This is a genomic window from Streptomyces camponoticapitis (assembly GCF_014646115.1).
GTDB classification, from domain to species: Bacteria; Actinomycetota; Actinomycetes; order Streptomycetales; family Streptomycetaceae; genus Streptomyces; species Streptomyces camponoticapitis.
Map to the genome: position 1 here is coordinate 203,715 of NZ_BMMV01000007.1, position 14,139 is coordinate 217,853.

Below are 14,139 nucleotides of genomic sequence, written 5' to 3' on the forward strand. Positions count from 1 at the left end.
GTGGGCCCCGCACCAACTTCGGTGCGGGGCCCACTTCTTGGTCGCTCGTGTGAGAGCTACCAGGTCGAACAGTCAGCCGTCGGAACAGCGGACCGGCAGATCGGCGATTACTTGCTGATCTTGGTGACCTGGCCGGCGCCCACGGTCCGGCCACCCTCACGGATGGCGAACTTCAGGCCCTCCTCCATGGCGACCGGCTGGATCAGCGCGACCGTCATGAGGGTGTTGTCGCCCGGCATGACCATCTCGGTGCCCTCGGGGAGGGTCACGACGCCGGTCACGTCGGTCGTACGGAAGTAGAACTGCGGGCGGTAGTTGTTGAAGAAGGGGGTGTGACGGCCACCCTCGTCCTTCGACAGGATGTAGGCCTGGGCCTCGAACTCGGTGTGCGGCGTGACCGAACCGGGCTTGATGATGACCTGGCCGCGCTCGACATCCTCGCGCTTGATGCCACGGAGGAGCAGACCGACGTTCTCACCGGCCTGGCCCTCGTCGAGCAGCTTGCGGAACATCTCGATGCCGGTGACCGTGGTGGTGGTCTTCTCGGTCTTGATACCGACGATGTCGACGGTCTCGTTGACCTTGAGCACACCACGCTCGATACGACCGGTGACGACCGTGCCACGGCCGGTGATCGTGAAGACGTCCTCGATGGGCATGAGGAACGGCTTCTCGACGTCACGCTCGGGCTGCGGGATCGACTCGTCGACGGCCTTCATCAGGTCGAGGACGGTCTGGCCCCACTCCTTGTCGCCTTCGAGCGCCTTGAGCGCCGAGACCTTGACGACCGGCAGGTCGTCGCCCGGGAACTCGTACTCGGAGAGGAGCTCACGGACCTCGAGCTCGACGAGCTCAAGGATCTCCTCGTCGTCCACCATGTCGGCCTTGTTCAGCGCGACGACGATGTACGGCACGCCGACCTGGCGGGCCAGGAGCACGTGCTCCTTGGTCTGCGGCATCGGGCCGTCGGTCGCGGCGACAACGAGGATGGCGCCGTCCATCTGCGCCGCACCCGTGATCATGTTCTTGATGTAGTCCGCGTGACCGGGGCAGTCGACGTGCGCGTAGTGACGCGACTCCGTCTGGTACTCGACGTGCGCGATGGAGATGGTGATACCGCGCTGGCGCTCCTCAGGAGCCTTGTCGATCTGGTCGAAGGCCGAGGCCTCGTTCAGGTCCGGGTACGCGTCATGCAGCACCTTGGTAATGGCGGCCGTGAGGGTCGTCTTACCGTGGTCGATGTGACCGATGGTGCCGATGTTGACGTGCGGCTTAGTCCGCTCGAACTTCGCCTTCGCCACTGGGGTCCTCCTGGAGTGGTTCTGTACGCCTTACTCATCGGCGCCAGGTGATCTTTGCTGGGATGCCGGGGCCCGGGGCGCCGGACACTCGCACGGTCTCCCGTACGCGTTGTCCGGCGGCCCCAGGGCTTGCCGGTGACAAGCCTAAAGCGTGCTCGGGACGAGCTACTCGCCCTTGGCCTTCGCGATGATCTCCTCGGCGACGTTCCGGGGAACCTCGGCGTAGGAGTCGAACTGCATCGAGTAGCTTGCGCGACCCGAAGTCTTGCTGCGGAGGTCTCCGACGTAGCCGAACATCTCCGAGAGGGGCACGAGGCCCTTCACGACGCGAGCGCCGCTGCGCTCCTCCATGGCCTGGATCTGGCCACGGCGGGAGTTGAGGTCACCGATGACATCGCCCATGTAGTCCTCGGGCGTGGTGACCTCGACGGCCATCATCGGTTCGAGAAGCACGGGCGACGCCCGGCGGGCGCCGTCCTTGAACGCCTGCGAACCGGCGATCTTGAACGCGAGCTCGGAGGAGTCGACCTCGTGGTAACCACCGTCGAGAAGAGTGACGCGTACGCCCACCATCTCGTAGCCGGCCAGGATGCCGAACTGCATGGCCTCCTGCGCACCCGCGTCCACCGAGGGGATGTACTCACGGGGGATACGGCCGCCGGTCACCTTGTTCACGAACTCGTAGGTCGCGTCGCCGCCCTCGATGGGCTCCAACGCGATCTGCACCTTCGCGAACTGGCCGGTACCACCGGTCTGCTTCTTGTGCGTGTAGTCGATACGCTCGACGGCCTTGCGGATCGTCTCACGGTAAGCGACCTGCGGCTTACCGACATTCGCCTCCACGCGGAACTCGCGCTTCATGCGGTCGACAAGCACTTCGAGGTGAAGCTCGCCCATACCACCGATGATGGTCTGGCCGGTCTCCTCGTCCGAGTGAACCTGGAAGGAGGGGTCCTCCTCCGCGAGGCGCTGGATGGCGACACCCAGACGCTCCTGGTCACCCTTGGACTTGGGCTCGATCGCGACCTGGATGACCGGCGCCGGGAAGTCCATGGACTCCAGGATCACCGGGTTCTTGTCGTCGCTCAGCGTCTCACCGGTGGTGGTCTGCTTCAGGCCCATGACGGCGACGATGTCACCGGCGCCCACCGACTCGATCTCCTCACGCTTGTTCGCGTGCATACGGTAGATCTTGCCGATGCGCTCCTTCTTGCCCTTCACGGAGTTCAGCACCGCGGTGCCGGCCGTGAGGCGACCGGAGTAGATCCGGACGAAGGTGAGCTTGCCCAGGTGCGGGTCGCTCGCGATCTTGAAGGCGAGGCCGGCGAACGGCTCGTCGTCGGACGGCTTGCGCCTGACGATCTGCTCCGGGTCCTTGACGTCGTGGCCTTCGATGGCGTCGACGTCGAGGGGGGAGGGCAGGTAGCGCACGACCGCGTCGAGCAGGGGCTGAACGCCCTTGTTCTTGAACGCGGTACCGCAGAAGACGGGCGTGACGGTGACGGAGTCGGCCGCACCCTTGGAGGCGAGCGTGATACGGCGGATCGCCGTGTGCAGCTGCTCCTCGGTGGGCTCCTGGCCCTCCAGGTACAGCTCCATCATCTCGTCGTCGTTCTCGGACACGACCTCGAGAAGCTTGCCGCGCCATTCCTCGGCGGCCTCGGTGTGCGTGTCCGGGATGTCGACGACGTCGTACATCTCGCCCTTGGTGGCCTCGGCGGACCAGACGAAGGCCTTCATCGACACGAGGTCGACGACGCCCTTGAAGTCGGCCTCGGCACCGATCGGAAGCTGCATCACGATCGGGACCGCGCCAAGGCGGTCCGAAATCATGTCGACGCAGCGGTGGAACTCCGCGCCGGTCCGGTCGAGCTTGTTGACGAAGCAGATACGCGGCACGCCGTAGCGGTCCGCCTGACGCCATACGGTCTCGGACTGCGGCTCAACGCCCGCCACGCCGTCGAACACGGTGACAGCACCGTCGAGGACGCGGAGCGAACGCTCCACCTCGACGGTGAAGTCGACGTGACCCGGGGTGTCGATGATGTTGATCGTGTGATCGACATCGTCGAGCGGCCAGTGACAGGTCGTCGCGGCAGACGTGATCGTGATGCCGCGCTCCTGCTCCTGCTCCATCCAGTCCATCGTGGCAGCGCCGTCGTGGACTTCACCGATCTTGTAGCTCACACCGGTGTAGAACAGGATCCGCTCAGTGGTGGTCGTCTTGCCCGCGTCGATGTGGGCCATGATCCCGATGTTGCGGACCTTGGCCAGGTCAAGCGAAGTGGTGGCCATGAGGCTCAATCTTCTCTCGGTCTCGATGTGGGCGCTGACTACCAGCGGTAGTGCGCGAAGGCCTTGTTGGACTCGGCCATCTTGTGCGTGTCCTCACGCTTCTTGACCGAAGCGCCGAGGCCGTTGGAGGCGTCGAGCAGTTCGTTCATGAGGCGCTCGGTCATGGTCTTCTCGCGACGGGCGCGGGAGTAACCGACCAGCCAGCGCAGCGCGAGGGTGGAGGCGCGACCGGGCTTGACCTCGATCGGCACCTGGTAGGTGGCGCCGCCGACGCGGCGGGACTTGACCTCGAGCGACGGCTTGACGTTCTCAAGCGCGCGCTTCAGCGTGATGACCGGGTCGTTGCCGGTCTTCTCGCGGAGGCCTTCCATGGCGCCGTAGACGATCCGCTCGGCGGTGGAACGCTTGCCGTTGAGCAGAAGCTTGTTGATCAGCGACGTGACAAGAGGAGAACCGTAGACCGGGTCGATGATGACCGGGCGCTTCGGGGCAGGGCCCTTACGAGGCATTGTTTACTTCTCCTTCTTGGCGCCGTAGCGGCTGCGGGCCTGCTTGCGGTTCTTGACTCCCTGGGTGTCCAGGGAACCGCGGATGATCTTGTAGCGAACACCCGGCAGGTCCTTCACACGGCCACCACGCACGAGCACGATGGAGTGCTCCTGCAGGTTGTGTCCCTCACCCGGAATGTATGCCGTGACCTCGATACCGGAGGTCAGTCGCACACGTGCGACCTTCCGCAGGGCGGAGTTGGGCTTCTTCGGGGTGGTCGTGAACACACGCGTGCAGACGCCGCGGCGCTGAGGGGAACCCTCGAGGGCAGGCGTCTTGTTCTTCTCGACCTTGTCCTGCCGGCCCTTCCGGACCAGCTGCTGGATCGTAGGCACTACTTCTCCGGTTTCTGTGTGCCGTCAGTAAAACTAACCTGGAACATTCGCCGACCCACGCGGTCGGGTGTGTCGAATACTGCAAGATCCCGCTGGAGGCGAGGAAAGCGCAGATCGCGGTGGCCTTCGTCCGAACTCACCATGCGGTTGAGGACACGCACAGGAGCCCAGGCACACCCCAGGCACAAGGTCTGAGCGTACCTACCGCATCGACTCCGGTCAAAACAAATGGAGTGACCCCGAACACGCCGGGCGAACGCTGCTCGGACACATCTCGGCGAAGGCAGCCGCCGCCGCGATCTCCCGGGTGCCGAGTCGCCGTCAGACGCGCTGGGGGTCAGGGCAAAACCGCAGGTCATCTCCCTGCTGACGCAACAGCAATCGGTCAGGCGTCCCGAGAGCTGGTATCGGCACGGCTGAGATAGTCCTTGATCAGCTCGACATCGGCCCGATCCTTTGGCCGGTCGGAGCGCTCCTTCCAGCCGAGGACCTCCCGGAGCGGGCAGAACGGAATCCCTTGAACCCGCTCCGCCGACTCGATCAGCCTGCCGGGATCGCCGGTACCGGGAAGCCATCGATCGAAGACTTCGATCTGCCCGTCCGCGAGCACGACCATCCGGCCATGACCGGAGGGTGCCGCAACGGGGACTGCCATGGTCGACACCGCTTTCCAAGCTGCTCCGCGAGCCACCAGGTCAAGGTCGCCGATCTCATCCCTCAGACCGTGCGCGAGCAGGGGACCGCTGCCGGCGACCACGTAGTCGTCCGGCGGCAGCCCCAGGGACAGCAGCTTCAGGATCAGGGAGACCCGACGCAGATCCAATAGATCTCCTAGAGAACAGGAAGCCCCACGATCACCCGGGCCACCATGCTCATCGCCAGTGATGCGATGACGCTGGCCAGCGTACCTACGAGGAAATATTCGGACGCATGCCTGCCGTGATCGAGAGAAGGAATCCGGGCGAGCGATTTGGCCGCGAGCACAAGCGCCGCTGCTTCTGGCTGGCCCGCCGCGAGAAACGCAAAGAGTAGGCCCCTCTCCAACAACCCGATCCCGCTTCCGCCGTTCATGAACTCAAGAGCGGCAGCTTTCTCCGGTCCGGACGGCAGGGCGTCAATCTCTCTGCGCACCTGGCGGGTGGCCAGCATGGCCAAAATTCCACCACCGAAAACGGAAAGCAGGAGCGCGGAGGTGAAGACAGCCACCTGATCGTTGCGGGTGACCTCGGACCCCAGCGAGGCAAGATTCGGACCCGCGATCCACAACGACAAGATCGCCGATGCCGCAATCGCTCCCGCCCCAAGCCGTCTTGCGACCGAGGAAGCCGTTCCGAAGACGGGGAAGACGACAGAGAAGCCGAAACTTGGACTTCCTACCCCAAAGTGCCAGAATATCGCCCCGAAGGAGAGCAGGGTCGCAGCTACCAGTGCACACCATGCTCTTCCGTCGGAAGTGTAGGGGCTGATCACGTAGGCCCCGTAAAGGGCAGTAAAGGCCGCCGTCGCTCCCGGACGAACTCTTTGCCAGCCGAGACCCCACGGGACGACAACCGCCGCAGTCAGACCAAGAGAAATCCTCGCCGTTTCCACGTCTGCTCCCCCGACGATATTCACTACATCGAATTCTCAATCAGCGGCCGGTCCCGCCGATACGCCGAAGGGCGGCCACCCCCGCAGGGTGACCGCCCTTCGTATCGCTACTTACTGGTTGTACGGACCGTAGTCGTAGTCCTCCAGCGGAACGGCCTGGCCGGAGCCCGTGCCGAACGGTGAGTAGTCGATGTCGTCGTAGCCGACCGCCGAGTACATCGCGGCCTTGGCCTCCTCGGTCGGCTCCACCCGGATGTTGCGGTAGCGGGAGAGACCCGTACCCGCCGGGATGAGCTTTCCGATGATGACGTTCTCCTTGAGGCCGATCAGGGAGTCCGACTTGGCGTTGATCGCCGCGTCGGTCAGGACCCTGGTCGTCTCCTGGAAGGACGCCGCCGACAGCCAAGACTCCGTGGCCAGCGAGGCCTTGGTGATACCCATCAGCTGCGGACGGCCGGAGGCCGGGTGGCCGCCTTCCGTGACCACGCGACGGTTCTCGGTCTCGAACTTCGAGCGCTCGACGAGCTCGCCCGGCAGCAGTTCCGCGTCGCCGGACTCGATGATCGTCACACGGCGCAGCATCTGCCGGATGATGATCTCGATGTGCTTGTCGTGGATCGACACACCCTGCGAGTTGTAGACCTTCTGGACCTCGCCGACCAGGTGGACCTGGACCGCGCGCTGACCGAGGATCCGCAGCACGTCGTGCGGGTTGGTGGCGCCGACGGTGAGCTTCTGGCCCACCTCGACCCGGTCACCGTCGCCCACGAGCAGCCGGGCGCGCTTGGAGATCGGGAACGGCGTCTCCTCGCTTCCGTCGTCCGGGGTGACGACGAGCTTCTTCGTCTTCTCGGTCTCCTCGATGCGGACGGTGCCCGCGGCCTCGGAGATCGGCGCGACGCCCTTGGGCGTACGGGCCTCGAAGAGCTCGACGACACGCGGCAGACCCTGCGTGATGTCGTCGCCCGCCACACCACCGGTGTGGAAGGTACGCATCGTCAGCTGGGTGCCGGGCTCACCGATGGACTGGGCGGCGATGATGCCGACCGCCTCACCGATGTCGACCAGCTTGCCGGTGGCCAGCGAACGGCCGTAGCAGAAGGCACAGGTGCCCACCGCGGACTCACAGGTCAGGACCGAGCGGGTCTTGACCTCCTCCACGCCGGCCGCCACGACCGCGTCGATCAGGACATCGCCCAGGTCGACGTTGGCCGGTGCGATGACCTTGCCGTCCACGACGACGTCCTCGGCGAGCATCCGCGCGTACACGGACGTCTCGACGTCCTCCGCCTTGCGCAGGACACCGTCCTCGCCGCGCTCCGCGATCCGCAGCTTGAGGCCGCGGTCGGTGCCGCAGTCCTCTTCGCGGATGATGACGTCCTGCGAGACGTCCACCAGACGACGGGTGAGGTAACCCGAGTCGGCGGTACGCAGGGCGGTGTCGGCCAGACCCTTACGGGCACCGTGCGTGGAGATGAAGTACTCCAGCACGGACAGGCCTTCACGGAACGACGCCTTGATGGGACGGGGAATCGTCTCGTTCTTGGCGTTCGACACCAGACCACGCATACCGGCGATCTGACGCATCTGCATCATGTTTCCACGAGCACCCGAGTTCACCATCATGAAGATGGGGTTGGTCTTCGGGAAGTTCGCGTTCATCGCCTCGGCGACCTCGTTGGTCGCCTTGGTCCAGATCGCGATGAGCTCCTGGGTGCGCTCGTCCTTGGTGATCAGACCGCGCTCGTACTGCTTCTGGACCTTCTCGTCCTGGACCTCGTAACCCTGGACGATCGCCTTCTTCGCCTCGGGCACGACGACATCGGAGATGGCGACGGTGACACCGGAGCGGGTCGCCCAGAAGAAGCCGGCCGCCTTCAGGTTGTCGAGCGTCGCCGCCACGATGACCTTGGGGTAGCGCTCGGCGAGGTCGTTGACGATCTCGGAGAGCTGCTTCTTGCCCACCGAGTAGTCGACGAACGGGTAGTCCTCGGGCAGCAGCTCGTTGAAGAGCGCGCGGCCCAGGGTCGTACGCAGCCGGAACGGGTCGCCCTGCTGCCACTCGGCGTTCGTCTCGCCGTCCTCGCCGACGGGCGGGGTCCAGCCGCGCGGCGGGATGGTGCCCACCGGGAAGCGGATGTCGACCTTCGCCTGGAGCGAGAGCTCGCGGTTGTCGAACGCCATCGTGGCCTCGGCGCTGGAGCCGAAGGACCGGCCCTCGCCGATGACCTCGCGCTCCTCCTCGTCCGTGGTGAGGAAGAAGAGGCCGAGCACCATGTCCTGGGTGGGCATGGTGACGGGACGGCCGTCGGCCGGCTTGAGGATGTTGTTCGAGGACAGCATCAGGATGCGGGCCTCGGCCTGCGCCTCCGCGGAGAGCGGCAGGTGGACGGCCATCTGGTCACCGTCGAAGTCCGCGTTGAACGCGGTGCAGACGAGCGGGTGGATCTGGATGGCCTTGCCTTCGACCAGCTGGGGCTCGAAGGCCTGGATGCCGAGGCGGTGCAGGGTCGGAGCACGGTTCAGCAGCACCGGGTGTTCGGCGATGACCTCTTCGAGGACGTCGTACACGACGGTGCGGCCACGCTCGACCATGCGCTTGGCCGACTTGATGTTCTGCGCGTGGTTCAGGTCCACCAGGCGCTTCATCACGAACGGCTTGAAGAGCTCCAGCGCCATGGCCTTCGGCAGACCGCACTGGTGCAGCTTGAGCTGCGGTCCGACGACGATCACGGAACGGGCCGAGTAGTCGACACGCTTGCCGAGGAGGTTCTGGCGGAAACGGCCCTGCTTGCCCTTCAGCATGTCGCTGAGGGACTTCAGGGGCCGGTTGCCGGGACCGGTGACCGGGCGACCGCGGCGGCCGTTGTCGAACAGCGCGTCGACGGCCTCCTGCAGCATCCGCTTCTCGTTGTTCACGATGATCTCGGGGGCACCGAGGTCAAGGAGACGCTTGAGGCGGTTGTTGCGGTTGATCACACGGCGGTACAGGTCGTTTAGGTCGGAGGTCGCGAAGCGGCCACCGTCCAGCTGCACCATCGGACGCAGGTCCGGCGGGATCACCGGCACGCAGTCCAGCACCATGCCCTTGGGGCTGTTGCTGGTCTGCAGGAACGCGGAGACGACCTTGAGGCGCTTGAGCGCACGGGTCTTCTTCTGGCCCTTGCCGGTACGGATGATCTCGCGGAGCCGCTCGGCCTCTTCGTTCAGGTCGAAGGACTCCAGGCGCTTCTGCAGAGCGGCCGCGCCCATGGAACCGTCGAAGTACGTGCCGAAGCGGTCACGCAGCTCGCGGTAGAGCAGCTCGTCGCCCTCCAGGTCCTGGACCTTGAGGTTCTTGAAACGGCTCCACACCTCGTCGAGCCGGTCGATCTCGCGCTGCGCACGGTCGCGCAGCTGCTTCATCTCACGCTCGGCACCTTCGCGCACCTTGCGGCGCACGTCGGCCTTGGCGCCCTCGGCCTCCAGCTCGGCCAGGTCGGTCTCGAGCTTCTTGGCGCGGGCTTCGAGGTCGGAGTCGCGACGGTTCTCGACCTGCTGGCGCTCGACGGAGACATGCGCCTCCAGCGACGGCAGGTCACGCGTACGGCGCTCCTCGTCCACGAACGTGATCATGTACGCGGCGAAGTAGATGACCTTCTCGAGGTCCTTCGGCGCGAGGTCGAGCAGGTACCCCAGACGGGACGGAACGCCCTTGAAGTACCAGATGTGGGTGACGGGCGCGGCAAGCTCGATGTGGCCCATCCGCTCACGGCGCACCTTGGCGCGCGTGACTTCGACGCCACAGCGCTCACAGATGATGCCCTTGAAGCGGACACGCTTGTACTTGCCGCAGTAGCACTCCCAGTCCCGGGTCGGACCGAAGATCTTCTCGCAGAAGAGTCCGTCCTTCTCGGGCTTGAGCGTGCGGTAGTTGATGGTCTCCGGCTTCTTCACTTCGCCGTGGGACCAGGTCCGGATGTCGTCCGCGGTGGCGAGGCCGATCCGCAGCTCGTCGAAGAAGTTGACGTCGAGCACTTGTCGTCAATCCCTCTTTCGGGGTCGAGTCTCAATCAATGGTCTGAAGGGGGTCCCGCCCGAGCCCACCAGGGCGCGAGGGGAGGGTCCGGGAGGAGCCGGCCGCCCCGAGACAGGAGCGGCCGGACAACCCGTCAGACCTCTTCGACGCTGCTCGGCTCTCGCCGGGACAGGTCGATACCGAGCTCCTCCGCCGCGCGGAAGACGTCCTCGTCCGTGTCGCGCATCTCGATGGACATACCGTCCGAGGACAGCACCTCCACGTTGAGACAGAGCGACTGCATTTCCTTGATGAGCACCTTGAAGGACTCGGGAATGCCGGGCTCGGGGATGTTCTCGCCCTTGACGATGGCCTCGTAGACCTTCACGCGGCCGGTCACGTCGTCGGACTTGATGGTCAGGAGCTCCTGGAGGGCGTAAGCGGCGCCATAAGCCTCCAGCGCCCACACCTCCATCTCACCGAAGCGCTGACCGCCGAACTGGGCCTTACCACCCAGCGGCTGCTGGGTGATCATCGAGTACGGACCGGTCGAGCGGGCGTGGAGCTTGTCGTCGACCAGGTGGTGGAGCTTCAGGATGTACATGTAGCCGATGGAGACCGGCTCGGGGAACGGCTCACCGGAGCGGCCGTCGAACAGGCTGGCCTTGCCGGAGGCCTTGACCATCCGCTCGCCGTCGCGGTTCGGGATCGTGGCCTCGAAGAGGCCGGAGATCTCGTCCTCGCGCGCGCCGTCGAAGACGGGTGTCGCGACGTTGGTACCGGCGGCGACCTCGTCGGCGCCGATGGTCTTCAGCCGCTCCATCCACTCCTCGCTGCCCTCGACCTTCCAGCCCTGGCTGGCGAGCCAGCCGAGGTGGATCTCCAGGACCTGTCCCGGGTTCATCCGGGACGGGACGCCGAGGGGGTTGAGGATGATGTCGACCGGGGTGCCGTCCTCAAGGAACGGCATGTCCTCGATCGGAAGGATCTTGGAGATGACGCCCTTGTTGCCGTGCCGGCCGGCGAGCTTGTCACCGTCGGTGATCTTGCGCTTCTGGGCGACGTAGACGCGGACCAGCTGGTTCACGCCCGGAGGAAGCTCGTCGCCCTCCTCGCGGTCGAAGACGCGGACACCGATGATCTTGCCGGTCTCGCCGTGCGGCACCTTCAGCGAGGTGTCGCGGACTTCACGGGCCTTCTCACCGAAGATCGCGCGGAGCAGACGCTCCTCCGGCGTCAGCTCGGTCTCACCCTTGGGCGTGACCTTGCCGACGAGGATGTCCCCGGCCGTGACCTCGGCACCGATACGGATGATGCCGCGCTCGTCGAGGTCCGCGAGGACCTCTTCGGAGACGTTCGGAATGTCCCGGGTGATCTCCTCCGGGCCGAGCTTGGTGTCACGGGCGTCGACCTCGTGCTCCTCGATGTGGATCGAGGAGAGGACGTCGTCCTGCACCAGCCGCTGGCTGAGGATGATCGCGTCTTCGTAGTTGTGGCCCTCCCACGGCATGAACGCCACGAGGAGGTTCTTGCCGAGCGCCATCTCGCCACGCTCGGTGGCGGGACCGTCGGCGAGCACCTGGTTCTCGACGACCCGGTCACCCTCGGAGACGATGACCTTCTGGTTGACGGAGGTGCCCTGGTTGGAGCGGGAGAACTTGGCGATGCGGTACGTGGTGTACGTGCCGTCGTCGTTGGCGATGGTGATGTAGTCCGCGGAGACCTCCTGGACCACACCCTCCTTCTCCGCCTTGATGACGTCACCCGCGTCGACCGCGCAGCGGTACTCCATGCCGGTGCCGACGAGCGGCGCCTCGGAGGTGATCAGCGGCACGGCCTGGCGCATCATGTTCGCGCCCATGAGGGCGCGGTTGGCGTCGTCGTGCTCCAGGAACGGGATCATCGCGGTCGCGACCGACACCATCTGGCGCGGCGAGACGTCCATGTAGTCGACGTCGTCACCGGGGATGTAGTCGACCTCGCCGCCACGACGGCGGACCAGGACGCGCGGCTCGGTGAACCGCATCTCCTCGGACAGCGTCGCGTTGGCCTGGGCGATGACGAAGCGGTCCTCCTCGTCGGCGGTCAGGTAGTCGACGTCGTCGGTGACGACACCGCCGACGACCTTGCGGTACGGCGTCTCGACGAAACCGAACGCGTTGACCCGGCCGTACGACGCGAGCGAGCCGATCAGGCCGATGTTCGGGCCTTCGGGGGTCTCGATCGGGCACATGCGGCCGTAGTGCGAGGGGTGCACGTCACGGACCTCGAAGCCGGCCCGCTCACGGGACAGACCACCGGGGCCGAGCGCGTTGAGCCGGCGCTTGTGGGTCAGACCCGACAGCGGGTTGTTCTGGTCCATGAACTGCGACAGCTGGCTGGTGCCGAAGAACTCCTTGATGGAGGCGACGACCGGCCGGATGTTGATCAGGGTCTGCGGCGTGATCGCCTCGACGTCCTGGGTCGTCATGCGCTCACGTACGACGCGCTCCATCCTCGCCAGACCCGTACGGACCTGGTTCTGGATGAGCTCGCCCACGTTGCGCAGACGGCGGTTGCCGAAGTGGTCGATGTCGTCGGTCTCGACCAGGATCTGGGTGCCGCTCTCGCCGACCGTCTCGGTCTCACCGGCGTGCAGCTTCACCAGGTACTTGATCGTGGCGATGATGTCGTCGGTGGTGAGCACACCGGCGTCCAGCGGCTCCGCAGCGCCGAGCTTCTTGTTCACCTTGTAGCGGCCGACCTTCGCGAGGTCGTAGCGCTTGGGGTTGAAGTAGAGGTTCTCGAGCAGCGTCTGGGCCGCCTCGCGCGTCGGGGGCTCGCCCGGACGCAGCTTGCGGTAGATGTCGAGCAGCGCGTCGTCCTGGCCCTGGGTGTGGTCCTTCTCCAGGGTGGCGCGCATCGACTCGTACTCGCCGAACTCCTCCAGGATCTGCTCGGTCGTCCAGCCGAGAGCCTTGAGCAGAACGGTGACGGACTGCTTGCGCTTGCGGTCGATACGGACACCGACCATGTCGCGCTTGTCGATCTCCATCTCCAGCCAGGCACCCCGGGACGGGATGATCTTGGAAGAGAAGATGTCCTTGTCGGACGTCTTGTCGATCGAGGAATCGAAGTACACACCCGGCGAGCGGACGAGCTGGGTCACCACGACACGCTCGGTGCCGTTGATGACGAACGTGCCCTTGTCCGTCATGAGCGGGAAGTCGCCCATGAAGACGGTCTGGGACTTGATCTCGCCGGTCTCGTTGTTGGTGAACTCGGCGGTGACGAAGAGCGGGGCCGCGTACGTGAAGTCGCGCTCCTTGCACTCGTCGATCGAGTTCTTCGGCGGCTCGAAGCGGTGGTCGCGGAAGGTCAGCGACATCGACCCGGAGAAGTCCTCGATCGGAGAGATCTCCTCGAAGATCTCCTCCAGACCCGACTTCCTGGGGACGTCCTGGCCGCTCTCTAGAGCTGCCTCGACACGCGCCTTCCATACGGCATTGCCGAGCAGCCAGTCGAAGCTCTCGGTCTGCAGCGCGAGGAGGTTCGGAACCTCGAGGGGCTCCTTGATCTTTGCAAAGGAGATGCGCAGCGGGGCGGTGCTGGCGCCGTTGTTCGTATTCGTGGTCGAGGCGTTGCGCGAGGCGGCCAAGAGGGGGTCCTTCCGAGGGCTCGGACTCACTACGCGCGTACCGGTCCCGAGCGGGACACACCGGATGACAGGCCCCTAAAAGGGCTGGTCAGCCGACGATGTCTTGCATGGGGGTGCCCCTGGTGACGGGCAGGGAGCAGCTAACAGGCAGCGCAAAGGGTCAGTGTAGCCACTTGGCACACTGATGTCCAGGCCGGGTTTTGCGAGACCCTCGTTGTACTCAACACCTTGTCTCAACTGCGTTCGGACCCACGCCGTAGGCGCACATCGATCCTGCCCTCTTCGTCGCCGATCCATGCCTCGGATTCGGATCGATTATGACGACGCGTCCTGAGAATTGCGCGCTGCGTGCGGTTCGTCAAGGCCCCCCGCTCCGTACGGATCGTCACCGGTCGTACGGAAGGCACGGCGATGATCACCATACTCGCAGCCGGA

The 14,139-nt window shown here is 65.3% G+C and carries 8 protein-coding genes; all 8 read right to left on the reverse strand.

All coding sequences use genetic code 11. The features are described 5' to 3' along the window. Nucleotides 1–107: 107 nt before the first annotated feature. The 8 genes from tuf to rpoB all read right to left on the reverse strand — a co-directional run bounded on the left by tuf (nt 108) and on the right by rpoB (nt 13,704). Nucleotides 108–1,301, reverse strand: coding sequence for an elongation factor Tu (gene tuf / locus IEY79_RS13480; protein ID WP_189107662.1), 1,194 nt, complete (start codon nt 1,299–1,301; stop codon nt 108–110). Nucleotides 1,302–1,466: 165 nt separating this feature from the next. Continuing rightward, complete coding sequence (gene fusA, locus IEY79_RS13485; RefSeq protein ID WP_189107663.1) at nt 1,467–3,596, reverse strand: elongation factor G; 2,130 nt, start codon at nt 3,594–3,596, stop codon at nt 1,467–1,469. 38 nt (nt 3,597–3,634) lie between these two features. Continuing rightward, on the reverse strand, nt 3,635–4,105 hold the full coding sequence (rpsG, locus tag IEY79_RS13490) for a 30S ribosomal protein S7 (protein WP_023539364.1): 471 nt from the start codon (nt 4,103–4,105) through the stop codon (nt 3,635–3,637). Nucleotides 4,106–4,108: 3 nt separating this feature from the next. Continuing rightward, nucleotides 4,109–4,480: a 30S ribosomal protein S12 gene (rpsL, locus tag IEY79_RS13495; protein WP_003948652.1), complete on the reverse strand. Its 372-nt coding sequence runs from the start codon at nt 4,478–4,480 to the stop codon at nt 4,109–4,111. Between the two features lie 385 nt (nt 4,481–4,865). Next, complete coding sequence (locus tag IEY79_RS13500; protein ID WP_189107664.1) at nt 4,866–5,303, reverse strand: hypothetical protein; 438 nt, start codon at nt 5,301–5,303, stop codon at nt 4,866–4,868. Between the two features lie 8 nt (nt 5,304–5,311). Further along, complete coding sequence (locus tag IEY79_RS13505; protein ID WP_189107665.1) at nt 5,312–6,094, reverse strand: hypothetical protein; 783 nt, start codon at nt 6,092–6,094, stop codon at nt 5,312–5,314. Between the two features lie 87 nt (nt 6,095–6,181). Beyond that, nucleotides 6,182–10,087 (reverse strand): DNA-directed RNA polymerase subunit beta', encoded by a 3,906-nt coding sequence (locus tag IEY79_RS13510; protein WP_189107666.1) that lies wholly within the window; start codon nt 10,085–10,087, stop codon nt 6,182–6,184. 134 nt (nt 10,088–10,221) lie between these two features. Further along, entirely contained in the window at nt 10,222–13,704 is a 3,483-nt protein-coding gene (gene rpoB / locus IEY79_RS13515; protein ID WP_189107667.1) for a DNA-directed RNA polymerase subunit beta, read from the reverse strand. Nucleotides 13,705–14,139 lie beyond the last annotated feature (435 nt).